Below are 23,625 nucleotides of genomic sequence, written 5' to 3'. Positions count from 1 at the left end.
TCCACCCGCGCCCGCGGTCAGTTCACCTCGCGCCACTCCCGGCGGGCCTGCTCCGCGGGCATGGAGAGCAGCACCCGGCGCCCCTCCACCGCCGCCACGGCCTCCAGCCCCAGCGCGTGGTGCTTCCCGCCTGAGGCCGGATCGCTCTTCGTCAGCATCAGGCGGCCGCCATCAAGGTAGTCCACGGTGCCGACAGGGCCGCCATCGCTGCCGACGACCTCCATGTGCTCCTCGATCCGCGCGGCGAGCCCGAGCCGGCGCGCCGGGCCGGCGGGGGGCAGCTCCGGGCTGACGGTGCCGAAGGCGGTGCCGAGCCGGGCGGCGACATAGGCCTGCGCGTCGGCCGCGGCGTGCACCACCGGCCCCATGCCGAAGAACTCGTGCGTCACCCCCGGGTAGTTGCGGGAGGCGACGGGCACCCCCGCCTCCTGCAGCTTGTCCCCCAGGGCCTGCCCGTCGCTCCGCAGCGGGTCGATGCCGGCGGTGACGATGGTGGCGGGCGGCAGGCCCGCCAGGTTGGCGCGGCCGATCAGGTCCACCCGCGGATCCTGCCGGTCGGCATCGTTCCGGAGGTAGTGGCCCATGAACCAGCCCATCATCGCCCGGTTCAGGGGCTGGGCGTTCGCGCTCTCGCGGTAGGACTCGCGGTTCATGTCCACGCCGGCCATGGGATAGACCAGGACCTGTGCCACGGGAGCCTGCACCCCCGCGTCGCGCGCGGCGATGGCGGTGTTGGCCGCCAGGTTGCCGCCCGCGCTCTCCCCCACCACCGCCACGCGGCGGGGATCGCCGCCGAGGCTGGCGGCGTTCGCCACGACCCAGCGATAGGCCGCGAAGGCGTCGTCATGCGCCGCGGGGAAGCGGTTCTCCGGCGCCTGACGGTAGCGCACCGCCACGGCGATCGCGCCGGTGAGGTGGGACAGGGCGCGCGGCGTCGCATCGTAGGTGTTGAGGTCGGCGATCACGAAGCCTCCGCCGTGGAAGTATACGATCACCGGCCGCGCCACGCCCGCACCGCCCGCCACGGGGCCGTCCGGCGTGTAGACCCGCGCCGGCAGCGCCCCGCCCGGCCCGGGCAGGGTGATGTCGCGCGCCGCCACGCCCCGGCTGGGCGCGGGGGGCTGGTTGTTCCGGCGCAGCAGTTCCTGCACCGCATCGGCGGCGCCCGGCTGGCGGCGCGCCTCCTCCGGCGAGAGCTCCTCGATCGGTCTCGGCTTCAGCTCGTTGAGGGCGGCGAGCACGCGCAGCATGTCCCGGTTCGCGTTGGCGGCGGGGTTGCCGGCGATGGCGCGGGTGGCGTCGCCGAGGCGCTCCCCGAGGCTCGGGGGCTGCTGGGCGGCGACCGGCGGCTGCGGCGCCGGGGCGGGGCTGGTGCCCTGCGCCAGCGCGGCGGCGGGGGCGAGCAGCAGGGCGGCGAGGGTCGCGGCGGGCTTCATGGCCGTGTCATTCCCTGCTTCAGCGCGCGGGCTGCACGCGCCACAGCGCGTAGGCCTGCTGCGGGGTGGCGCCCCTCTCATGGTAGCGGGCCATGTCCTGGATCTGGGAGGAGGTGACGTAGATCGCCCCGTCCGGTCCCTCGGCCAGGCTGTCCGGCCAGCGCAGGCGCCTGTCCTGCACCAGCACGTCCATCCGCCCGTCCGGCCTGCGCACCTTGAGGGAGTCGTCCTCCGGGCTGGTGACGTAGAGGTTGCCGGCACGGTCCATCCAGTAGCCGTCGGCCACGCAGGTGGTGCCGACCTTCTCCACGGCGGAGGCGAGGCGCGTGGGAGGGATGCTCTCGTCGGTGAGGGAGGCGACAGGGAGGCGGTAGAGGGTGCGCCCCGTCAGCGCCTGCCAGTAGAGGTACCGGCCCTCCGCATCGAGGGCGATGCCGTCCGCGGCGAAGAGGGTGGGGCGGCCATCCGTGCGGCGCAGCTCCCCCCCGCCCGCCTTCACAATCACGTCCGGCTCCGGCTGCGTCGGGCCGGCGCCGTCCAGCACGCGGCGCGCGCGACCGGTGGAGAGGTCCACCACCACGATGGCGCCGCGCTGGCCGCTATCCGTGATGAAGGCCCAGCGCCCGTCCGGCGTCACGCGCACGTCATTCAGGTAGGAGCCCTGCGGGGCCGAGGCGCTGTCGAAGGCGACGGTCTGGACCACCTTGTTGCTGCCGAGGTCCACCTTCAGCATCTTCACGCCACCGGGCATGTTGAACTCGTTCCCCGGCGCGGCCGGGTCGAGGATCCACAGGAAGCCCTGCGGGTCCACCGTCACGCTCTGCACGCAGATGAAGTGGTTCGCCAGGTCGCGCGGGGCGGCGTTGCGGTAGGCGTTCCACTCCGCGTCCGGATAGGGCTTGAGGGAGCCGTCGCGCCCGACCTCGGCGACCGAGATCTCCACGTCCTTCTCCCAGCGCGGGAAGCAGACGAACATGCGGCCGTCCTTCGAGACGGCGACGCCGGTGACCTGCGCCTCGAAAGCCGCCACGCGCTCCAGCCCGGCGCCGGGCGCGGCGGCCTGCTGCGGGGCGGCCGCCAGGGGTCGGGAGGTTTGGGGTTGGGAGGTTTGGGCTTCGGCAGCGGCGGTCCGCAGCGCGGCGAGGCTGGCGGCGGCGCCGAGCAGGGCGGCGCGGCGTCCGCCGGCAGAGGCGTTGGAGGGCATGGGAGTCTCCTCGGACGTTCTGGCCCGGGTGTCCCGGCTGGACGGACCGGGCAGGGCCGTTGCGCGATAACGCCGGGGCGTCGCGACCGTTCGTCCGGGCCGGGGATGAAGCTTCCTTGAAGGCAGCGCGCCGGAGGGGGCGCCGCGTGTAAGCTGCCGCCATCCCGAGAGGAAACGACCCATGGACCGGCTGCCCGAGACCCCGCCCGCCGGGGAGATGATCTCCCCTCCCCTCCTCGAGCGCCTGGGCCGGCGCGGCTTCCTCGGCTCCTCCGGTGCCGTGGCGGGCTACACCCTCGCCGCCGGACCGGTGATGGCGCAGACGATCGTGACCACCCCGGCCGACGGGCTGGTGGCGGGGGACGTCATGATCCCGGCAGGGGACCGCGACATCCCCGGCTACCGCGCCCGCCCGGCCCGCGGGAGCGCCTGGCCGGTCGTGGTCGTGTGCCAGGAGATCTTCGGGCTGCATGAGTACATCAAGGACGTCTGCCGCCGCTTGGCGGCGGAGGGCTACCTCGCCGTGGCGCCGGACTACTACGTGCGCCAGGGCGACCCGAAGAGCGCGGAGAACGTCCAGGCGGCCGCCGCCATCGCCATGCGCAAGCCGGATGACGAGCTGTTCCGCGACCTGGACGCCACCTGCGCCTGGGCGGCTTCCGACGGCGGCAACGGCGAGAAGCTCGCGATCATCGGCTTCTGCCGGGGCGGGCGTAACGTCTGGGCCTATGCCGCGCAGAACCCGCGGCTGAAGGCGGGCGTGGCCTGGTACGGGCCGGTGGCCGGGCAGGCCAGCGCTCTCACCCCGCGCGTGCCGCTGGATATGGCGGCGGACATTAAGTGCCCCATCCTCGGCCTCTATGGCGAGGCCGATACGGGCATCCCCGTGGAGGGGCTGCGGACGATGGAGACCCGGATGCGGGAGGCCGGCAAGCGCTTCACCCTGGTGATCTACCCGGGCGCACCGCACGGCTTCCACGCCGACTACCGCCCGAGCTACCGCGAGGAGCCGGCGAAGGCCGGGTGGCGGCTGATGCTCGATTTCCTGAAGGGGAACGGCGTCGCCTAGCGCCCCATCGCCCGCAGCATGCCCCGGGCAGCGGCTCGCCCGGTGGCGAGACAGGCCGTGAGGAGGTAGCCGCCCGTCGGCGCCTCCCAGTCCAGCATCTCCCCGGCCGCGAAGAGGCCGGGGATGCGGCGGACCACGTAATCGTCGCCGATCTCCTCCCACCGGATGCCGCCGGCCGAGGAGATGGCGCGGTCCAGCCCGGACACGCCGGTGACGCGGAGGTTCAGCGCCTTCACCGACGCTTCCGGCGGGCCCTCCCCTTCCCGCAGCAGGGCGATGGCGGCGGGTGCCAGGGAGAGCTGGCGGCGCAGGTGGTTGGAGAGGGACTGGCCGCGGCGCGGGGCATCCATCCGGCGCGCCACCTCGTCCGCCGGAAGGTCCGGGCGCAGGTCGAGGGTGATCCGCGCCTCGCCATGGGCGGCGACGGCGTCCCGGATCGCGGCGGAGAGCGCGTAGACCGCGCCCCCCTCCAGCCCGTGCGCCGTGACCATCGTCTCACCCCGCACGGTGCGCCCGCCGAAGGTGATGGCGATGCGCTTGAGCGGCGCGCCGGCGAAGCGGCCCCGCAGATGGGCGGACCAGTCGATCAGGATGCCGCAATTGGCCGGCGCGAAGGGCGCCACCGCCACGCCGCGCGCGGCCAGGATCGGCGCCCAGCCACCATCCGAGCCGAGCCGCGGCCAGGACGCGCCGCCCATGGCGAGCAGCGCGGCGTCCGGCACCAGGCGCAGCGGCTCTTCGCCCGGGCGGTTGAACAGGAACGCGCCGGACTCGTCCCACCCCGCCCATTCGTGGCGGGACAGCAGCGTGACGCCCCGCCCCGCCAGCCGCGCGAGCCACGCGCGCAGCAGCGGCGCGGCCTTCATTGCATCGGGGAAAACCCGGCCGCTGGTGCCGGCGAAGGTGGGCTGGCCCAACCCCTCGCACCAGGCGCGAACCGCATCCGGCGGGAAGTCGCGGATCGCCGGTTCCAGCCTCTCCCGCACCACGCCGTAGCGGGCCAGGAAGGCGTCCAGCGGCTCGGTATGGGTGATGTTCAGCCCGCCGCGCCCGGCCATGAGAAGCTTGCGCGCGGGGCTGGGCATACGGTCCAGAACAGTGACCGCGATGCCCGCTTCCGAAAGGAGTTCCGCCGCCGCCAGCCCCGCGGGGCCGGCGCCGACGACGATCGCGGTCAGATCAGCGATCGCGCTCGACCAGCAGGGTCTTGATCTCGCCGATGGCCGCGGCCGGGTTCAGCCCCTTCGGGCAGGTCCGGGCGCAGTTCATGATCGTGTGGCAGCGATAGAGCCGGAACGGGTCCTGGAGCTGGTCCAGGCGGTCGCCCTGGTACTCGTCGCGGCTGTCGGCAATCCAGCGATAGGCCTGGAGCAGCACGGCCGGGCCGAGATAGCGGTCGCCGTTCCACCAATAGGAGGGGCAGGCCGTGGAGCAGCAGAAGCACAGGATGCACTCCCACAGTCCGTCGAGCTTCGCGCGCTCCTCCTTGGACTGGCGGCGCTCCTCGTCCGGCGGGGCGGCCGTGTCGGCCTTCAGCCAGGGCTCGATCGAGCGGAGCTGCGCGTAGAGCTGGCTCAGGTCCGGAACCAGGTCCTTCACCACGGGCATGTGCGGCAGCGGGTTGATCCGCACGTCGCCCTGCACGTCCTCGATCGGCTTGAGGCAAGCCAGGGTGTTCAGCCCGTCGATGTTCATCGAGCAGGAGCCGCAGATGCCCTCGCGGCAGGAGCGCCGGAAGGTGAGGCTGGTATCCACCTCGTTCTTGATCTTGATCAGCGCGTCCAGAACCATCGGGCCGCACTTGTCGAGATCGATCTCGTAGGTGTCCATCCGCGGGTTCTCGCCCGTGTCCGGGTCCCAGCGGTAGATCTTGAAGGAGCGCACGTTCTTCGCCCCGGCCTCGGCCTTGTAGGTCTGGCCGGGCTGGACCGTGCTGTTCTTCGGGAGGGTGAAGGTCGCCATGGTTCCGGGGCTTCCTAGTAGACGCGTGCCTTGGGCGGGAAGACCTGGACCTCGTTGGTGAGGGTCCGCATCTTCACGTCCCGGTAGTCGAGCTTCACGCGGTACTGGTCGTTCACCCAGGCCAGCGTGTGCTTCATCCAGTTCTGGTCGTCGCGGTCGGGGTAGTCCTCGTGCGCGTGGGCGCCGCGGGACTCGTGCCGGGCCTCGGCGCCGACCACGGTGGTCAGGGCGTTGCCGATGAGGTTGTCCAGCTCCATCGCCTCGACGAGGTCGCTGTTCCAGATCAGGCTGCGGTCCTTGATGTGGATGTCGCTGTAACCATCGGCCACCTTCGCCATCTTCTCCACGCCCTCCTTCAGGAGGTCGGAGGTGCGGAACACCGCGGCGTGGTTCTGCATGGTGCGCTGCATGTTCACCCGCAGCTCGGAGACCGAGGTGTCGCCCTTCGCGTAGCGGACGCGATCCAGCCGGGCGAGCGCGTTCTCGCCCGCGCCCTCCGGCAGCGGCGCCTGCACGGCGCCGGGGCGGATCGTCTCCTTCGCGCGGTGCGCGGCGGCGCGGCCGAACACGACGAGGTCGAGCAGCGAGTTGGTGCCGAGGCGGTTGGCGCCGTGGACCGAGACGCAGGCCGCCTCGCCCACCGCCATCAGGCCGGGGACCGTCGCGTCCTGGTCCGTCGCGGTGGGGCGCAGCACCTCGCAGTGGATGTTCGTGGGGATGCCGCCCATATTGTAGTGGACGGTCGGGAGCATCGGGATCGGCTCCTTCGTCACGTCCACGCCGGCGAAGATCTTCGCCGTCTCGGAGATGCCGGGCAGGCGCTCGTGCAGCAGCTCCGCGCCCAGGTGCTCCAGGTGCAGGTGGATGTGGTCCTTGTGCTCGCCCACGCCGCGGCCCTCGCGGATCTCCATCGACATGGCGCGGGACACCACGTCGCGGGAGGCGAGGTCCTTCGCTGTCGGGGCGTAGCGCTCCATGAAGCGCTCACCCTCCGAGTTCGTCAGGTAGCCGCCCTCGCCGCGCGCGCCCTCGGTGACGAGGCAGCCGGAGCCGTAGATGCCCGTGGGGTGGAACTGCACGAACTCGTTGTCCTGCAGGGGCAGGCCGGCGCGCAGCACCATGCCGCCGCCATCGCCGGTGCAGGTGTGGGCGGAGGTGCAGGAGAAGTAGGCGCGGCCGTAGCCGCCGGTCGCCATCACCGTGGTCTGGGCCCGGAAGCGGTGGATGGACCCGTCCTCGAGGTTCCAGGCCATCACGCCGCGGCAGGCGCCGTCCTCGTCCATGATGAGGTCGAGGGCGATGTACTCGACGAAGAACTCGCAGTTATGCTTCAGGCTCTGCTGGTAGAGCGTGTGCAGGATCGCGTGGCCCGTGCGGTCGGCCGCGGCGCAGGCGCGCATGGCCGGCGTCTTGCCGTAGTTCTGCATGTGACCGCCGAAGGGCCGCTGGTAGATCTTGCCGTCCTCCGTGCGGGAGAAGGGCACGCCGTAGTGCTCCAGCTCGATAATCGCCGGCACGGCCTCCCGGCACATGTACTCGATGGCGTCCTGGTCCCCGAGCCAGTCGGAGCCCTTCACCGTGTCGTACATGTGCCAGCGCCAGTCATCCTCGCCCATGTTGCCGAGGGAGGCGCCGACGCCGCCCTGGGCGGCGACCGTGTGGGAGCGGGTGGGGAAGACCTTCGTGATGCAGGCCGTTTTCAGCCCCGCCGCGCCCATGCCGAAGGTGGCGCGAAGGCCGGCGCCGCCGGCCCCCACCACCACCACGTCATAGGTGTGGTCCACGATCCGATAGGCGCCGCCGTTGAGGCCGGGGCGCGGAGGCTGGCTGATGGCGTTCATTGCGGGTTCTCGTACGTCCTGGCGCCGGTCGCGGCGCATGTCGTGGCACCCTGGCGGGCGCTGAAGCACTTGCGCCCGGGAAGGCGCGACGGCCGGGCGCGCGAACGCCCGGCGAACATATGGGAGGTCCCCGCGCGGCCCGGAAGGTCTTGCCGCGCCGGGCGCATCAGACCGCCAGCCTGACGACGGCCAGCGCGGAGAGGAGGCCGAGGACGAGGCAGATCCCCTTGATGACCAGCCCCGCCACCATCGCGCGGCGCTCGGGGCGGATGTAGTCCTCGATCACCACCTGCAGCCCGGCCTCCGTGTGGTGGAAGGTGATCCCGATCAGCAGGATCATCAGCACGGCGTTGAAGGGCCGCCCGACCCACTCCGCCATCACCTCCCAGGGGGCGCCAGCGTGGATCGCGATGCCGAAGACGAACCAGAGCGTCAGCGGCAGCAGCGCGACGGAGGTGACGCGCTGCATCCACCAGTGGTGGGTGCCGTTCCGGGCGGAACCCGAGCCGCGCACGCGGCCGAGCCCGGTCTGCATGCTGGTCTGGCGGTTCGCCGCCGGGATGTGCTCGCTCATCGGCGCGCTCCTCTCACGAAGCCCAGGCGATGATGCCGACGATCCAGGTCAGGACCGTCATCACCCCGGTGCCGATGATCACGGCCCAGCCCGTGCGGTAGGTGGTCGGGATGTCGTAGCCGTAGCCCGCATCCCAGACGAGGTGCCGCACGCCGTTCAGCGTGTGGTACCAGACGGTGGCAGTGAGCCCGAGGAGCACGATCACGCCGACGAAGCTGCCGAAGAACCACTGGGCCCGCGCGTAGGATTCCGGCCCCGCCGCCAGGGCGAGGATCCACCACACGAAGAAGACCAGCCCCACCGACCAGGCGCTGCCGGTGATGCGGTGGGAGATGGAGGTGGCGCTGGACATCTGCAGCATGTCGTAGACCTGCAGATGCGGGGAGAGCGGCCGGCGGACGGTGGTGCCGTCCGTGCGGGTGCCGATCATGAGGGCTTCGCGCGCGTCGGGGTTATGGGCCATGCGGCGTCCTGCAATGCTGCCGGGCGCGACACGTCCGCGCGGGGCTGGCCGCTTTTATGGTGCGGCACCGCGAAGCGTCAATCTCACGAAATCAAGGCGTTGCGAAGGGGTCGCAAGTAGAATGCCGGGGGGCTTGCCATACCCCTGTAACTTCAACCCCGTAGGGCGCCGCGCCGCAACAACTCCTCAGCGATCTGAACCGCGTTCAGGGCGCCGCCCTTGCGCAGATTGTCCCCCGCGCACCACAGGGCGAGTCCATTGGGCACCGTCGCATCGGGCCGGATGCGGGAGACAAAGATCGGGTCCTCCCCCACCGTGTCCAGCGGGGTGACGTAACCGCCATCGTCCCGCCGATCGAGCAGGGTCAGGCCGGGCGCGCCGCGGATCGCCTCCCGCGCCTCCGCCTCATCCACCGGCCGGTCGAAGGTCGCCTGGATCGTCAGGCACTGCCCGATGAAGACCGGCACCCGAACGCAGGTGGCGGCCACCGGTACGCCGCCCAGCAGGCGCCCGGCATCCTCCGCGATCGCCTCCTCCTCATCCGTCAGCCCGCCCTCGCCGAAGGCGCCGACCTGGGGGATGAGGTTGAAGGCGATGGGCTTGGGGAACTGCTCCGGCACCGAGGGATCATTCACGAAGACGCCGCGGGTCTGGCTGAACAACTCATCCATCGCCTCACGCCCCGCCCCCGAGACGGGCTGGAGGGAGGTGACGGACACCCGCACCAGCCCGGCCAGGGATTGAAGGGGGTGCAGCACCATCGCCAGCAGAATGGCGCCCGCCACAGGGGAGGCGACGATCCGGGGATCGGCCGCCAGCACGCCCGGGTTCACCTCAGGCACCATCACCGGCGCGTCGGGGTTGGCGAAGCCGCTGGCATCCACCACGGCGCAGCCGGCCGCCGCCGCCTTGCGAGCCAGGGTCACGGGCCCGACCGTGCCCGGTGCCAGGAAGAGAAGGTCGGTCCCGGCCCAGTCGTGCCGCTCCACCGCCTCCACCTTCACGTCCCGTTCCCCGAAGGAGAGCGAGCCGCCGACCGAGCGCCCCGAACCGAGGGCGGCCATGGAGGCCACAGGGAATTCCCGCTCCGCGAGCGTCTTGATGATCTCCCGCCCCACCTGCCCGGTGGCGCCGGTGACCGCGATCCGATGAGCCATGCCCGAAACCCCTCCCCGCCAGCATCCCGGCCGGGAAGGGCGGGCCGCAGATAGGGTGGCGCGCCCCCCTCCTGCAACCCGCCTTCCGCCTCAGGCGGCGCGCACCGCCCGAAGGAAGCCCGAGGACTTCTCCCGCAGGATGGCCGTCTGCCCCGCCAGCGCCTCGGTGGCGGAGAGCATGCCGCCGGCAGCACTCCCCGTCTCCTCCGCCGCGGCGCGGACGCCCGCGATGGCCTGGTTCACCGTGTCCGTGCCCCCGGCCACCTGGGCGGCGCTGCGGGCAATCTCCCGCGTGGTCGCGCCCTGCTCCTCCACTGCGGCGGCGATGGCGGTCGCGATGCCGCTGGTGCGCTCCACCGTCTCCCCGATGCCGCGGATCGCCTCCACCGCCCCGGTGGTCGCCGCCTGCATCTGCTGGATCTGGCTGGAGATCTCCTCCGTCGCCTTCGCGGTCTGGGCGGCCAGGGTCTTCACCTCGCTCGCCACCACGGCGAAGCCGCGCCCCGCCTCGCCGGCGCGGGCCGCCTCGATGGTGGCGTTCAGCGCCAGCAGGTTTGTCTGCCCGGCGATGTCGCCGATCAGGCGGACCACATCGCCGATCCGCGCGGCGCCCTCGGCCAGCCCGCGCACCGTGCTATCCGTGGCGCGGGCCTCGGAGACGGCCTGGGCGGCCACCTCGGCGGCCTCGGCCACGCGGCGGGTGATCTCGGTGATGCTCGCGGCCATCTCCTCGGCCGCGGCGGCCACGGCGCCCACCTCGCCGCTCGCCCGGGCGGCGGCGTCGGCCACCTGCGCGGCCTCCCGGCCGGACCGCCCGGCGGTGTCGTGCACGCCGCCGGCGGCGCGGCGGAGCGATTCCACCTCCCCGGCCAAGGCCTCGACCACGCCGCCCACCTCGGCCTCGAAGGTGTCGGCCAGGCGGGCCTCCTCCGTCACCAGGCGCCAGGTCAGCATCGGGCCGGCATAGGCGCCCGTGCCGTCGGTAATGGCGCTGGCCTGCAGGTCCACCATCTCCTCCCCCACGCGCAGCCGGGCGCGGTGCGGCAGGGCGGCGGGGTCCGCCAGGGTGGCGCGCAGCCCGGCCATCCCCTCCAGCGGCAGCTCCTCCAGCGCGCGGCCGACCACCGGCTCCGTCACGCCCAGGCGGGACAGCACCTCGGCCATCTCCGCATTGGCGTGGGTCACGCGCAGCGCGGGATCGGCGGCCATCAGGCCCAGCGGCATCTGCTCGATCATCTGGGCCTGGGCGAAGGCGCGGCCCACCGTGCCGCGCAGCTCCTCCAGCGCGGCGGCGATGCGGCCCGTTTCGTCGCGCCCCTCGCGGTCCCGCGTCTCGTCGGCTCCGCCCGGGCTGGTGTCGCCGGAAGCGATGGCGCGCACCCGCACCGCCGCGCGGCGCAGCGGCCCGCCGATGGCCCGGCTGGCGGCCCAGGAGGAGAGGAGCTGGATCAGCGCCACGGCGGCGCCGATCCAGAGGGTGAAGCCCACCACGCTCCCCAGCCCGGACGCCATCTCCGCGCTGCGCCCCGCGGCATCCTCCTGCAGCAGGCCCGTGGCCTCGCCCAGCCTCTGGCGCAGCGCGGCGGCGGCGGGCCCGGTCTCCTCGGCCTGGACCTTCGCCACCTCCGCCAGGGAGGTGAGGATCGTCTCGCAGCCCTCGGCCAGGCCGGCGGCCACGGTGCCGATCCGGGCCACGTCGTCCTTCAGCCGCGCCGTCACGGCGTAGGACTGCACGCCCCGCAGGTGGACGCGCTGCTGCGCGATCGCGCGCCGCACGCGGCGGGCCTGCCCGTCCTCCCCGGTGACGAGGAAGCGCTGGATCGCCAGCCGCGCCTCGTTCACCGCGTTGCCGAAGGCCATCACGCGGCCCCGCACCTCGTCCACCTGGGAACGGTCGGGCACCTCGAACTCCAGGGCGCCGAGCACCGCCTCCATCCCCTGGTCGAACTCGGCGGTCAGGCGGTAGAGCCGGTCGTCCCGCGCCTCGATCATGCGGGCGCGGGCCTCGAGCATGTGGCCAATGGCGGCCTCGTAGCGGCGCGTCTCGGGCAGGGCGGCCAGCGCGGCCTCCCGCGCGGCGGGAAGGGTGATCTCGGCCGCGGCCTCCTCCACCAGCTTCCGCGCGGCGCCGAGGGCGGTGCCAGCTTCCGCGGCGGCGGCCCGGGCAGCGGGCAGGTCCTGGGCGTTGCCCAGCTGCGCCTCCTGCACCGGCGCCTGGGCGGCCCGGCCGGCCGCTTGCTCCATCACGGCCTGCACGCGCGCCGCCACGCGCAGCCGCTCCTGCTGCTGCGAGACGTCCTGCAGCTCGGACCAGACGAGGCCGACAAGGCCCCCGAGAAGGCAGAGTGTGAGCCCGGCGGCTGCGCCGAGCTTCCGGGCAACGGAAAGGTTCTGGAAGGCGCGCATGGCCTGGAAGGGCTCCTCGGCTGTGACCGTGCCCCGATCATCCGTGCGAATCCCTAACCGCCGGATAACCCCTCGCCCCGCCCCACATCCCTAGCGCCCGGTCCCTTGCACCCGTGGGGGCGCGGGCGCAGATCGGGCGCCGTGCTGCACCTCATCAAACTGGCCGTGGGGCCGAAGGACGTCGCGGCGATGGAGCGCGGGCAGGTTCTGCGCGCCCGCGGGCCGGAAGGGCTGCGCCACGTCACCCGCATGGCCCCGAAGCGCGCGGCCGAGATCCTGGAGGGCGGGGGCTCCCTCTACTGGGTGGTGGCCGGGGTGCTGCGGGTGCGCCAGCGCATCCTGGCGATCGAGCCGGTGAAGCGGGCGGACGGCGCGGCGGCCACGGCCCTCGTCCTCCAGCCCGGGCTGGTGCCGGTGCATCCCCGCGCCATGAAGCCCTTCCAGGGCTGGCGCTACCTGGAGGCCGCCGACGCGCCGAAGGACCTGTCGGAGGGCGCAGTGGGGGTGGAGGGCATCGAGGAGCTGCCGCCAAAGATGCGGCAGGCCCTGGCGGAGCTGGGTCTTCTGTAGGGGCCGGAATCTGGCCCCCGGCCCCGGCCCATGCTAGGCCGCGCCGACCCATGGCCCCCCCTTCATGCTCAAGCGGCTGACGCGCCACCCCCGCTTCCTCGCCGCCATGGCGTGGCTGCTGGGGCTCTACATCGCCCTCGTCCACCGGACCACGCGCTGGACCCTCGTCGGCGACGCGGCCCTGGAGGCGCTCCGGGCGCAGCCCGGCAACATCATCCTCTCCTTCTGGCACGAGCGGATCGCCCTCGGCCCGCGCCCCTGGCTGGACATCATCGGGCAGATCCCGGCGCTGCGCCCGAAGCGGCCGCAGGTCCTCGTCTCCCGCCACCGGGACGGGGTCTTCATCGGCAACGTCGTGGCGCGCTTCGAGCTGGAGACGGTCCACGGCTCCACGTCGAAGGGGGGAAGCCAGGCGCTGCGGACGATGCTGCGCATCCTGCGCGGCGGCGGCGTGGTGTGCATCACGCCGGACGGGCCGCGCGGGCCGCGGCGGGTTGCGGCACCGGGGGTGGGGCAGCTCGCCGCCGTCTCGGGCGCCATGGTGCTGCCCTATGCCGGGATCACGACCCGGCACATCCGCCTGCGCTCCTGGGACCGGATGGTGGTGCCCCTGCCCTTCTCCCGCGGGCTGATGCTGCTGCATCCCATGTTCGCCGTGCCGCCCCACGCGGCCGAGGCCGGGCGCGCGGCGGTGGAGGCGGCGCTGACCGAGGCCTGCGAGGCGGTGGATGCCTGGGCGGCCGCGCGCCGCGCCGGGGGCACGGGCGAGGCGGAAATGGCCGCGGTGCGGGCCATCGCCCGGCGCGCGCCTCCAAGCTTTCCCGTGCCGGCCCCTGCCGCCCCGGGGAGGCACCCGGCCGAGAGGCCCACCCCGCCGGATGATGCGCCCCACGCCTCCGGGGACAGCGCGGCGTGACAGGCGGGGTTCAGGAAGCGGACCGGCGCGGCGCCCTCCCGCTGCTGGCTTGGCGCGCGGCGACGACCCTGGCGGCACCGCTGCTGCCCCTCTGGCTCGCCCGCCGCGCCCGCCGGGGCAAGGAGGACCCCGCCCGCCTGCGGGAGCGGTGCGGCGAGGGGGCGGAGCGCCCGCCCGGACCTCTTCTCTGGCTGCACGGCGCCAGCGTGGGGGAGAGCCAGTCCGCGCTGCCCCTGATCGAGGCCCTGGCCGAGGCCCGCCCGGCGCTGCGCTTCCTCGTCACTACCGGCACCCTCACCGCCGCGCGCTTGCTGACGGATCGCCTGCCCGGGGCGCTCGCCGGCCGCGTGCAGCACCGCTTCGCGCCGCTGGACGTGCCCGCCCACGTCGCCCGCTTCCTGGACGGCTGGCGCCCGGACGCCGCGGTGTTCATCGAGAGCGAGATCTGGCCGAACCTTCTCCTCGCCGCCCGGGCGAGGGGCATCCCGATGGCGCTCATCAACGCCCGCATCTCCGACCGCTCCGCGCGCGGCTGGGGGCGCCTGCCCGGGGTCGCGCGGCGGCTCTTCGGGGCCTTCGACCTCGCCATCGCCCAGACCGAGGCCGATGCCGAGCGCCTGCGCGCCCTCGGCGCCCGTACGGCGCGCGCCTGGGGCAACCTGAAGTTCGCCGCCCGCCCCCTGCCCGCCCCGGAACCCGCCCTGGAAAGGCTGCGCGCCGCCATCGGCGCCCGGCCCGTGCTGCTGGCCGCCAGCACCCATCCCGGGGAGGAGGCGCAGGTGGCCGAGGCGCATGCGCGCCTGCGGCAAGACCTTCCGGACCTGCTGACGATCATCGCCCCCCGCCACCCCGAGCGCGGCCCGGCCCTGGCGCGGGAGCTGGAGGGCTTCGACCCGGCGCTGCGCTCCGCCGGCGCTCTGCCGGGGCCGGAAACGGCGATCTACCTCGCGGACACGCTGGGGGAGCTCGGGCTGCTCTACCGCGTCGCCGGAGCGGCGCTGATCGGCGGCTCCCTCGTGCCCCATGGCGGGCAGAACCCGCTGGAGGCGGCGCGGCTGGGCTGCCCCGTGCTGCTCGGCCCGCACACCGGCAACTTCACCGCCATCGCGGACCGGATGCTGGAGGCGGGTGCCGCGCTCCGGGTGGCCGATGCCGCCGCGCTGGCCGAGGCGGCGGGGGGCGTGCTAACGGATGCGGACCGGGCCCGGTCCATGACCACGGCCGCTGCCCGGATCGCGGCGGATGCCGGGGCCCTGCCCGAACGGATGGCCGCCGCGATCGGGACCCTCCTGCCCGCCCCCGCCCCCGAAGGGGACGGTGACGCGGCGGCACACGGATATAAGGACGCCTGACGGCACCATGCGTGCCCCCGACTTCTGGACCGGGGATGGCGGCGGAATCGCGCCAGTCCTGCTCTCCCCCATCGCCGCGCTCTACGCGGCCGCCACGGCGCGGCGCGTGGCGAAGCCTGGCTGGCGCGCGCCCGTGCCGGTGATCTGCTGCGGCAACGCCACCGCCGGCGGCGCGGGCAAGACCACCCTGGCACTGGACCTCGGGCGGCGCCTGGCGAACCGCGGCATCGCCGTGCACTTCCTCACCCGCGGCTACGGCGGCACGCTGAAGGGCCCCGCGCGGGTGGAGCCCGGCCGCCACGACAGCGAGACGGTGGGCGACGAGGCCCTGCTGCTGGCGGCCGAGCGCCCGACCTGGATCGCCGCGGACCGCGCCGCCGGCGCCCGCGCCGCGGTGGAGGCCGGGGCGCAGGCCATCGTCATGGATGACGGGCTGCAGAATCCGACGCTGGAGAAGGACCTCTCCTTCCTCACGGTCGATGGCAGCTACGGCTTCGGCAACAACCGCGTCATCCCCGCCGGGCCGCTGCGCGAGCCGGTCCTCGCTGCCGCCGCCCGGTCCGGGGCCGCCGTGCTGATCGGGGCCGACGAGGCCGGCGCTCTCGCCATGCTTCCGCCCGGCCTGCCTGTGCTGCGCGCCCGCAACGTGCCGGGGCCGGAGGCGAAGCAGCTCATGGGGCAGTCCGTCTTCGCCTTCTGCGGCATCGCCAATCCTCGGAAGTTCTTCGCCACCCTCTCCGAGTCCGGCGCCATCATCGCGGGCCGCGCCCCTTACGCGGACCACTACCCCTTCGATGCCGGCGACATGCGCGAGCTGCTGGCGGAGGCGGACCGGCTGCGCGCCATCCCCGTGACGACGAAGAAGGACTTCGTCCGGATCCCCCCCGCCTTCCGCGCGCGGGTGACGGTGGTGACGGTGGGGCTGGAGTGGGAGGAGCCGGCGATGCTGGAGGCGATGCTGGAACCCCTGGTCGGGCGCGTGCCGGTCCCGGCCTGACCGGGGCGCCGCGCCCGTTCCCGGGCCGCGCATCTGTGGCGGGCGGGCATCACCGCAAGGCCGATCGCAGCGCCGGGAACATTCCGCCTGTCCGGTACGAAACCGAACCTTGCTGCGGCGCGATACGCGCCCATGCGCCGGCTGCTCCTTCTCCTCCCGATCCTTCTCGTGGCCGGCTGCGCCACCACACCGCCATCCGACCCCAAGCCCGCGGAGGCGCGCAATGCGCCGGCCCGCCAGCTGGCCGGGCCCGGGGCCGCGCAGCTCGTCGCCGCGGCGGAGCGGGAGTGGCGGGACTGGGGGCGCATCGCCGTCGAGGGCTGGCCCGTGGCGCTGGACCGCACGCCGGACGCCACGCCCGAGCTCTTCGACAAGCTGATGTCCTACTGGTCCGCCACGCCGGACGGGCCGGGGATCATCAACGCCCACATGCATTTCCGCGACACGATCGCGGTGCCGAGCCTCGCCTCCGCCTCGCTCGACCCCGTCTCCGGCCTGCCCTTCAACGTGGTGCCGGCGAACGTCGCCATCTCCTCCTACAACACCCCGGCCTGGTCGGCGGCCTTCATCAGCTACGCGATGAACTCGGCCGGCGTGGCTCGCTCCGACTTCCGGCCCTCCTCGGCGCACGTCTTCTACATGGACGGGATGATCGACAACTTCCTGGCGGACCCGCAGGGCGCCGCCTTCATCCCCCACCACGTCCACGACCACGCGCCGCGCCCGGGCGACCTGCTCTGCTACGACCGCTCGGCCAGCCCCCTGTCGAACTGGGAGGCGCGGATGGCGGAGCGCGGGCGCTCACGCCCCTCCCACTGCGACATCGTGGTGCGGGCGGGCGGGGGCACGATCGACATCATCGGCGGCAACGTGATGGACGTGGTGCTCCGCCGCCGCATCCCGACCGACGCGCAGGGCGTCGTCCTGCCGCCGCCGCTGGAGCGGCCGCCCTTCTTCGTGGTGTTCGAGAACCGGCGCTGAGCGCGGCCAGGGCAGCTTCCCGCTTTCTGGCGGTGCCGCCCTCCAGCGATCTCCTCTAGGCCGTGAGGTAGCGCGCCCGAAGGTGGTCCATGAAGGCCGAGGGGTCCAGCGGACGCCCGGTGGCGGCCGTCATCAGCTCCTGGAAGCCGAGCAGCGAGCCCTTGCCGTGGACCGAGGTGCGCAGCCAGCCCAGCAGCGGTCCGAAATCTCCCTGACCCAGCGCCGCGTCCAGCCCCGGCAGCGCGGCGCGGGCGGCCCCCATGAGCTGCGCCGCCGCCATGGCGCCGAGGGTGTAGGATGGGAAGTAGCCGAAATTCCCGTCGTACCAGTGGATGTCCTGCAGGCAGCCCCGCCGGTCGTCGGGCGGGGTGATGCCGAGCAGGGATTGCAGCCCTTCCGCCCAGGCGCCGGGCAGGTCGGCCACGGTGAGGCCGCCGCCGATCAGCGCGCGCTCCAGCCGGAAGCGCAGGATGACGTGGGCGGGGTAGGTGATCTCGTCCGCCTCGGTGCGGATGTACCCGCGCTCCACCCGGCGCCACAGCCGGCCGAGATTGGCGCCCGAGTAGGCTGCCGGGTCGCCGCCGAAGGCCGCGTGCAGCTCCGGCCCAAGCCAGGCGAGGAAGGCGTCGGAGCGCGCCGCCTGCATCTCGACGATGAGGCTCTGCGATTCGTGGGCCGCCATGCCGGCGGCCTCGCCCACGGGCTGGCGGGCATAGGGCTCGGGCAGGCCGCGCTCGTACAGGGCGTGGCCGGTCTCGTGAAGGATGCCCAGCAGGGCCTGGCCGAAGGAGTCCGGCGTGTAGCGGGTGGTCAGGCGCACGTCGGTGGGCGTGCCGCCGCAGAAGGGGTGTGCGCTCTCGTCCAGCCGGGCGTGCTCGTAGTCCAGCCCGGCGCGCTCCGACAGGCGGCGGCCCAGGGCGCGCTGCACCTCGGTCGGGAAGGGGCCCTCGGGTTGCACCGGCGCGGGGCGGGCGGCCTGGATCGCCTCGGCCCGCGGCAGGGCCTCCGCCAGGAAGGCCTCGTAGGCGGCGAAGACCGGCTCCACGTCGGCGGCGGCGATGCCGGGCTGGTAGGCGTCCATCAGCGCGTCGTAGGGCGAGAGGCCGGTGGCGGAGGCCAGCGCGGCGGCGGTCTCGCGCTGAAGCCGCACGACATCCTCCAGCCAGGGGCGCACGGCGGCGAAGTCCGATCGGGGCCGGGCCTCGCGCCAGACCTTCTCGCAAGCGGAGTTGGCGCGGGCCACCGCTTCCACGAGGTCGGAGGGCATTGCGGTGGCCCGGCGATGGGCGCGGCGCATCAGGGCGAGGTTCGCCTCGTCCCACGCGCCCTCCGCCACCGCCTCGTCCAGTTCCCCGGCCACCTCCGGCGCGACCAGCATGGCGTGGGAAAGGCCGGCCAGCACCGCCAGCTGCTCCCCCCGCGCCGCGCCGCCGCCGGGCGGCATCATGGCGGAAGCGTCCCAGCCCAGCATCGCCGAGCACTCCCCGAGGGTGGCGATGCGGGCGAAGCGGTCCTTGAGGCGGGCATAGGAGGCGTTCACGCGTCGTCCTTCCGGATGATCCAGGCGATCAGCACGCCCAGCAGCGAGGCGGCGAGGCCGTACCAGGTGATGACGTAGCCGAGATGGGAGTTGGACGGGCGCGGCAGGGTCGCGGCGGGCTGCGGCAGGGCGTCCCGCGGGGTGTCGGGCGCCCGCAGGGCCACCAGCATGTCCGGCATCGTTCCGGGCAGGCCCAGCGCCGCGCCGATGGCCGGCGCATCGGCGGTGTAGAAGCGCCGCCCGGCCGTGTCGTCCGTGGCGGCGAAGAAGTCCCGGCCGTGCGGGGGGGAGACGTAGCCGGTGACCGTCACCGGCCCCTCCGGCCGCGCGATCGCGGCGCCGCCCCGCTCCAGCGGCGCCCAGCCGCGGTCCACGAGGATGGGGGGCAGCCCCTCCGCCTCCAGCGGGGTGACGAGTTGCGTCCCGAGGACCGTGCCGCGCACCTGGACGCCGAGCGTCGCCTCCAGTTCGTGGCGGAAGCGCCCGGTGACGGAGACCTTGGTGAAGGGCTGCGGCGCGGCAGTGAGAGGCACTGGCGGCCCGGCTTCCGCCGCCGCGATGGTGGCCAGCAGCTCCGTCTTCCAGTGCAGCCGCCGCACCTGCCAGGTGCCCAGCGCCAGCAGGACCGCCAGCACGGGGATGGAGGCCAGCACGGCCGGGAGGATGCGGCGCCGGCGGGGCGTCATGCGGAACCCTTCAAGGACGAACCCCGCCCGGACGGCCGAATACTTTCGGCCATCCGGACGGGGTTCGGTGATCCGTGGGGCCGGGGCTTAGTGCTCGGCGATGGGCCCGGCGCCCCAGACGTAGATGCAGACGAAGAGGAAGAGCCACACCACGTCCACGAAGTGCCAGTACCAGGCCGCCGCCTCGAAGCCGAAGTGCCGGCGCGGGGTGAAGTCGCCCCGCCAGGCGCGGAAAAGGCAGACCGCCAGGAAAATCGTGCCGACGATCACGTGGAAGCCGTGGAAGCCGGTGGCGAGGAAGAAGGTGGAGGGATAGATGCCGCCGCCGGAGAAGGCGAAGGGCGCCTCCGCGTACTCCACGGCCTGCAGGAAGGTGAAGAACAGGCCGAGCCCGACGGTGAGGGCGAGACCCTGGATCATCCCCTTCCGGTCACCCTCGATCAGCGCGTGGTGCGCCCAGGTGACGGTGCAGCCGGAGAGCAGCAGGATCATCGTGTTCAGGAAGGGCAGGCCGAAGGGGTCGAAGGTGTGGATGCCCTTGGGCGGCCACATCGCCTCCGCCGCGCCGGAGACGTGCTCCGGGTAGAGGGCGAAGTGGAAGAAGGCCCAGAAGAAGGCGACGAAGAACATCACCTCGGAGGCGATGAACAGCGCCATGCCGTAGCGCATGCCGATGCGCACGATCGGCGTGTGGACGCCCGGCTGCTTCGATTCGCGCAGCACGTCCCGCCACCAGAAGAACATGGAGGCCAGCGTGCCGAGGACGCCGAGGCCGAACATCCAGTGGATGTTGTAGTGCGACCAGAGGACGATCCCGAAGAGCAGCGCCGCGCCGGAGAAGGAGGCGACGAGCGGCCAGGGGGACGGATCGACGAGGTGGTACGGGTGCTTGTGCGGCGCCGGCGGCTCGTTCGGGTCGAGCGTGATATCGGCGGTGGTCGTATCGAGGGTCGCCATAACACGTCCTGGTTCTTGGGTCTCGTTGTGGGGAGCTGTGCCCCGGCGCGTTCCCGCATCAATCCCGCAAACGGGGATGGGGATCAAGGGTTCGCCCCCCAGAACAGCGCGGCGGGCTGCCCGTCCTCAGGGCGTGGTGGCGCGCCCGACATGCGGCCCGGCGCTGGCGAGCGCGCCCGTACGCTCCGCATCCGCCAGCGTCCGGAAGAAGGTGTAGCTGAGGGTGATGGTGCGGATGTCCCGCGTGTTCGGGTCCTGCGCGATGGCGGGGTCCACCCAGAAGGAGACGGGCATGTCCACGGACTGGCCGGGCTGCAGGGTCTGGGCGTCGAAGCAGAAGCAGGCGGTCTTGTGGAAGTACTTGCCCACCACCTCCGGCGTCACGTTGTAGGTGGCCACCCCCTCCACCGGCCGGTCCGTCCCGTTCTCCGCGCGGTAGAAGGCCAGGCCCTGCTCGCCGAGATGGACGGGCATGGAGCCCTGCGAGGCCTGGAACCGCCAGGGCAGGCCGGGATGGGTGGTGGCGGCGAATCGGACCGTCACCTGCCGGTCCGTCGCGCCGGGTGCGGCCGGGCCGCCCGTCTGTACCGTGCCGTTGTAGCCGGTGACCTGGCAGAAGATGGCGTAGAGCGGCACGGCGGCGAAGGAGAGGCCGGCCATCCCGGCCACCACGCCGAGCACGGCGATCCCGGTGCGGCGGTTCCGGCGGGCGACGGGGTCCTGCACCGGCTCAGCCCCCTGAGGTCAGCTTGGCCATGGTGATCGCGTAGAAGATCGCCACCAGCGCGACGAGCACCACCAGCATCCCGATGTTGCGGCCGCGGCGGCGGCGATAGAGGGCGGCCACCTCCTCATCCGACAAGCGGGCGGGTTCAGGAGCCATCAGCCGAGAACTCCCGCCAGGTGCAGCCAGTGATCCAGGGCGAGGGCCGCGAAGAGCCCGGCCAGGTGCATGAGGGAGAAGCGGAACGCCCCGCGGGCAGCCCGGTCGCCCTCCAGGGACACCCCGGCGGCATCCTGTCGCTCGCCCAGCACGCGCCAGGCGTGGAGGAGGAAGCCGGCGCCGAGGGACAGGGCGTAGGCGCCGTAGACCCAGCCCGCCAGCCCCAGCAGGGTCGGCGCGAGGCCGAGGGGGGCGAGGAGGAGTGTGTAGGCCATGATCTGGCGCCGCGTCTCCCGCGCCCCGGCGGTGACGGGCAGCATCGGCACGCCGGCCCGCTGATAGTCGTCATGCGCCCACAGGCTGAGCGACCAGAAGTGCGGCGGGGTCCAGACGAAGACGATGGCGAAGAGGAGGAGCGGCAGCACGTCCACCCCTCCCGTGACCGCCACCCAACCGATCACCGGCGGGAAGGCGCCGGCGGCACCACCGATGACGATGTTCTGCGGCGTCCGCCGCTTCAGCCACATGGTGTAGACGAGGACGTAGAAGAGGATGGATCCGGCCAGCCAGGCCCCGGCGGCCGCGTTGGTCGCCAACCCCATCAGCAGCACGGACATCACGGCGAGGACGATGCCGAAGGCCAGGGCCGCCCCGGGCTCCACCCGGCCGGCCGGGATGGGGCGGCGGGCGGTGCGGCGCATCACCGCGTCGATGTCCCGGTCGTACCACATATTGATGCAGCCGGCCGCGCCCGCCCCGACGGCGATGCAGAGGATGGCCACCGCCCCGAGGGTGGGGTGGATATTGCCGGGGGCGACCAGCATCCCCACCAGCCCGGTGAAGACAACCAGCGTCATCACCCGGGGCTTGAGGAGCGAGATCCAGTCCCGCAGCTCCGACCAGTCGGCGGAAACGTCGAGGGGGGCCGCAGCCCCCCTCCTCATCAGGTCACTCATGGCGGGTGTCTTCTACCCTTCCGAAGCCTGAAATCGCAATGGAAAGCTGCGCTTCAGCGGATGCGCGGCAGTTCGTCGAAGGTGTGGAACGGCGGGGGAGAGGAAACCTGCCACTCCAGCGTCGTCGCGCCTTCGCCCCAGGGGTTCGCCTCGGCCCGCTGCTTCCGGACGAAGGTCAGGAAGACGACGTAGACGAAGAGCAGGAAGGAGGCCGCCGAGATGTAGGAGCCGACCGAGGCCACCATGTTCCAGCCGGAGAAGGCCTCCGGGTAGTCCGGGTAGCGGCGCGGCATGCCCTGGGCGCCCAGGAAGTGCATGGGGAAGAAGGTCAGGTTCACCCCGATGAAGGTGAGCCAGAAGTGCAGCTTCCCCCAGAACTCCGGGTACTGGTAGCCGCTCATCTTGCCGATCCAGTAGTAGAAGCCGGCATAGATGCCGAAGACGGCGCCCAGCGACAGAACATAGTGGAAGTGGGCGATGACGTAGTAGGTGTTGTGCAGGATCACCGTGACGCCGGCATTGGCCAGCTTCACGCCCGTGACGCCGCCGACGGTGAAGAGGAAGACGAAGCCGATGGCGAAGAGCATCGGCGTCTTGAAGGAGAGCGAGCCCCCCCACATCGTCGCGATCCAGGAGAAGATCTTGATGCCCGTGGGCACCGCGATGATCATCGTGGCGGCCATGAAGTAGGCCCGCGTGTCCACCGAGATGCCGGAGGTGAACATGTGGTGCGCCCAGACCACGAAGCCCACCACGCCGATCGCCACCATGGCGTAGGCCATGCCGAGATAGCCGAAGATCGGCTTGCGGCTGAAGGTGGACAGCACGTGGGAGACGATGCCGAAGGCCGGCAGGATCATGATGTAGACTTCGGGGTGGCCGAAGAACCAGAACAGGTGCTGGAACAGCACGGGATCGCCGCCACCCTCGGGCTTGAAGAAGGCCGTGCCGAAGTTGCGGTCCGTGATCAGCATGGTGATCGCGCCGCCGAGGACCGGCACCGAGAGCAGCAGCAGGAAGGCCGTGACGAGCATCGCCCAGACAAACAGCGGCATCTTGTGCAGCGTCATGCCCGGGGCGCGCATGTTGAAGATGGTGGCGATGAAGTTGGCGGCACCGAGGATGGAGGAGGCGCCCGCCAGGTGCAGGGCGAAGAGCGCCATGTCCATGGAGGGGCCGGACTGGTAGGCGCTGTCCGAGAGCGGCGGGTAGATCGTCCAGCCCGCGCCGGCGCCCTGGCCGACGAACATGGACGCGCCGAGCAGCATGAAGGCCGGCACGATCAGCCAGAAGGAGATGTTGTTCAGCCGCGGGAAGGCCATGTCCGGCGCGCCGATCATGATCGGCACGAACCAGTTGCCGAAGCCGCCGATCAGGGCGGGCATGACCACGAAGAACACCATCACCAGCCCGTGGGCGGAGACCATGGCGTTCCACATCTGGCCGTTGGCGAAGATCTGCATCCCCGGCTGCTGCAGCTCCATCCGCATCAGCACGGAGAGGCCGACGCCGAGGAAGGCCGCCACCACCGAGAAGATGATGTAGAGCGTCCCGATGTCCTTGTGGTTCGTCGAGAAGAACCAGCGCGAGACGAAGCCCGGCGCGTGGTCGTGGTGGTCGTGCCCGTGATTGTCGTGGGCGGTGTCGTGCGCGGCGTGCGCCATGGTTGTCTTCC

At 72.7% G+C, this 23,625-nt stretch carries 22 protein-coding genes; 6 read left to right on the top strand and 16 right to left on the bottom strand.

Going from position 1 to position 23,625, the window contains the following annotated elements; genetic code table 11:
* Positions 1-17: 17 nt before the first annotated feature.
* Together VQH23_RS15455 and VQH23_RS15450 are read right to left on the bottom strand one after the other, a co-directional pair.
* The gene (locus VQH23_RS15455; RefSeq protein WP_338661632.1) at positions 18-1,436 is read right to left on the bottom strand and encodes an alpha/beta hydrolase fold domain-containing protein; all 1,419 of its coding nucleotides are present in this window, start codon (positions 1,434-1,436) and stop codon (positions 18-20) included.
* Between the two features lie 19 nt (positions 1,437-1,455).
* Positions 1,456-2,640, bottom strand: a complete 1,185-nt coding sequence (locus tag VQH23_RS15450; protein ID WP_338661631.1) for an L-dopachrome tautomerase-related protein — start codon at positions 2,638-2,640, stop codon at positions 1,456-1,458.
* A 181-nt stretch (positions 2,641-2,821) separates the two neighbouring features.
* Between VQH23_RS15450 and VQH23_RS15445 the strand changes: the two genes are divergently transcribed.
* A complete protein-coding gene (locus VQH23_RS15445; RefSeq protein ID WP_338661630.1) occupies positions 2,822-3,709 on the top strand; it encodes a dienelactone hydrolase family protein in 888 nt (295 codons plus the stop codon).
* Here VQH23_RS15445 and VQH23_RS15440 read toward each other — a convergent pair.
* From VQH23_RS15440 to VQH23_RS15410, 7 genes are all read right to left on the bottom strand, one after another.
* Positions 3,706-4,896: a TIGR03862 family flavoprotein gene (locus tag VQH23_RS15440; RefSeq protein WP_338666109.1), complete on the bottom strand. Its 1,191-nt coding sequence runs from the start codon at positions 4,894-4,896 to the stop codon at positions 3,706-3,708. The genes VQH23_RS15445 and VQH23_RS15440 overlap by 4 nt on opposite strands.
* Complete coding sequence (locus tag VQH23_RS15435) at positions 4,889-5,671, bottom strand: succinate dehydrogenase iron-sulfur subunit (protein ID WP_338661629.1); 783 nt, start codon at positions 5,669-5,671, stop codon at positions 4,889-4,891. The genes VQH23_RS15440 and VQH23_RS15435 overlap by 8 nt, the downstream gene beginning before the upstream one ends.
* A gap of 14 nt (positions 5,672-5,685) precedes the next feature.
* Complete coding sequence (gene sdhA / locus VQH23_RS15430; protein ID WP_338661628.1) at positions 5,686-7,512, bottom strand: succinate dehydrogenase flavoprotein subunit; 1,827 nt, start codon at positions 7,510-7,512, stop codon at positions 5,686-5,688.
* 166 nt (positions 7,513-7,678) lie between these two features.
* A complete protein-coding gene (sdhD, locus tag VQH23_RS15425; protein WP_338661627.1) occupies positions 7,679-8,086 on the bottom strand; it encodes a succinate dehydrogenase, hydrophobic membrane anchor protein in 408 nt (135 codons plus the stop codon).
* A gap of 13 nt (positions 8,087-8,099) precedes the next feature.
* Positions 8,100-8,549: a succinate dehydrogenase, cytochrome b556 subunit gene (sdhC, locus tag VQH23_RS15420; RefSeq protein ID WP_338661626.1), complete on the bottom strand. Its 450-nt coding sequence runs from the start codon at positions 8,547-8,549 to the stop codon at positions 8,100-8,102.
* A 152-nt stretch (positions 8,550-8,701) separates the two neighbouring features.
* A complete protein-coding gene (locus VQH23_RS15415; RefSeq protein ID WP_338661625.1) occupies positions 8,702-9,706 on the bottom strand; it encodes an aspartate-semialdehyde dehydrogenase in 1,005 nt (334 codons plus the stop codon).
* A gap of 90 nt (positions 9,707-9,796) precedes the next feature.
* On the bottom strand, positions 9,797-12,112 hold the full coding sequence (locus tag VQH23_RS15410) for a methyl-accepting chemotaxis protein (RefSeq protein ID WP_338661624.1): 2,316 nt from the start codon (positions 12,110-12,112) through the stop codon (positions 9,797-9,799).
* A gap of 141 nt (positions 12,113-12,253) precedes the next feature.
* Here VQH23_RS15410 and VQH23_RS15405 point away from each other — a divergent pair, with 141 nt between their 5' ends.
* From VQH23_RS15405 to VQH23_RS15385, 5 genes are all read left to right on the top strand, one after another.
* Positions 12,254-12,682, top strand: a complete 429-nt coding sequence (locus tag VQH23_RS15405) for a DUF1489 domain-containing protein (protein ID WP_338661623.1) — start codon at positions 12,254-12,256, stop codon at positions 12,680-12,682.
* 64 nt (positions 12,683-12,746) lie between these two features.
* Positions 12,747-13,598, top strand: a complete 852-nt coding sequence (locus VQH23_RS15400; protein WP_338661622.1) for a lysophospholipid acyltransferase family protein — start codon at positions 12,747-12,749, stop codon at positions 13,596-13,598.
* Entirely contained in the window at positions 13,595-14,950 is a 1,356-nt protein-coding gene (locus VQH23_RS15395; RefSeq protein ID WP_338661621.1) for a 3-deoxy-D-manno-octulosonic acid transferase, read from the top strand. Before VQH23_RS15400 ends, VQH23_RS15395 begins: the two co-directional genes overlap by 4 nt.
* A 7-nt stretch (positions 14,951-14,957) precedes the next feature.
* A complete protein-coding gene (gene lpxK, locus VQH23_RS15390) occupies positions 14,958-15,947 on the top strand; it encodes a tetraacyldisaccharide 4'-kinase (RefSeq protein ID WP_338661620.1) in 990 nt (329 codons plus the stop codon).
* Positions 15,948-16,079: 132 nt separating this feature from the next.
* Positions 16,080-16,928, top strand: coding sequence for a DUF2272 domain-containing protein (locus tag VQH23_RS15385; RefSeq protein ID WP_338661619.1), 849 nt, complete (start codon positions 16,080-16,082; stop codon positions 16,926-16,928).
* 55 nt (positions 16,929-16,983) lie between these two features.
* On the opposite strand, the gene VQH23_RS15380 is transcribed toward VQH23_RS15385, so the two are convergent.
* From VQH23_RS15380 to ctaD, 7 genes are all read right to left on the bottom strand, one after another.
* A complete protein-coding gene (locus VQH23_RS15380) occupies positions 16,984-18,468 on the bottom strand; it encodes a carboxypeptidase M32 (RefSeq protein WP_338661618.1) in 1,485 nt (494 codons plus the stop codon).
* On the bottom strand, positions 18,465-19,154 hold the full coding sequence (locus tag VQH23_RS15375) for an SURF1 family protein (protein WP_338661617.1): 690 nt from the start codon (positions 19,152-19,154) through the stop codon (positions 18,465-18,467). The genes VQH23_RS15380 and VQH23_RS15375 overlap by 4 nt, the downstream gene beginning before the upstream one ends.
* An 87-nt stretch (positions 19,155-19,241) precedes the next feature.
* Positions 19,242-20,111 (bottom strand): cytochrome c oxidase subunit 3, encoded by an 870-nt coding sequence (locus VQH23_RS15370; RefSeq protein WP_338661616.1) that lies wholly within the window; start codon positions 20,109-20,111, stop codon positions 19,242-19,244.
* A 126-nt stretch (positions 20,112-20,237) separates the two neighbouring features.
* A complete protein-coding gene (locus VQH23_RS15365; RefSeq protein ID WP_338661615.1) occupies positions 20,238-20,837 on the bottom strand; it encodes a cytochrome c oxidase assembly protein in 600 nt (199 codons plus the stop codon).
* Positions 20,838-20,841: 4 nt separating this feature from the next.
* Positions 20,842-20,994 (bottom strand): hypothetical protein, encoded by a 153-nt coding sequence (locus tag VQH23_RS15360; RefSeq protein ID WP_338661614.1) that lies wholly within the window; start codon positions 20,992-20,994, stop codon positions 20,842-20,844.
* Complete coding sequence (locus tag VQH23_RS15355; RefSeq protein ID WP_408904215.1) at positions 20,994-21,950, bottom strand: heme o synthase; 957 nt, start codon at positions 21,948-21,950, stop codon at positions 20,994-20,996. Before VQH23_RS15355 ends, VQH23_RS15360 begins: the two co-directional genes overlap by 1 nt.
* 53 nt (positions 21,951-22,003) lie before the next feature.
* Complete coding sequence (gene ctaD, locus VQH23_RS15350; RefSeq protein WP_338661613.1) at positions 22,004-23,614, bottom strand: cytochrome c oxidase subunit I; 1,611 nt, start codon at positions 23,612-23,614, stop codon at positions 22,004-22,006.
* Positions 23,615-23,625: the final 11 nt, after the last annotated feature.

Source organism: Pararoseomonas sp. SCSIO 73927 (genome assembly GCF_037040815.1).
GTDB lineage: Bacteria > Pseudomonadota > Alphaproteobacteria > Acetobacterales > Acetobacteraceae > Roseomonas.
The sequence above is the reverse complement of the archived record's forward strand: the minus strand, read 5'-3'. Positions and strand labels throughout refer to the sequence as shown.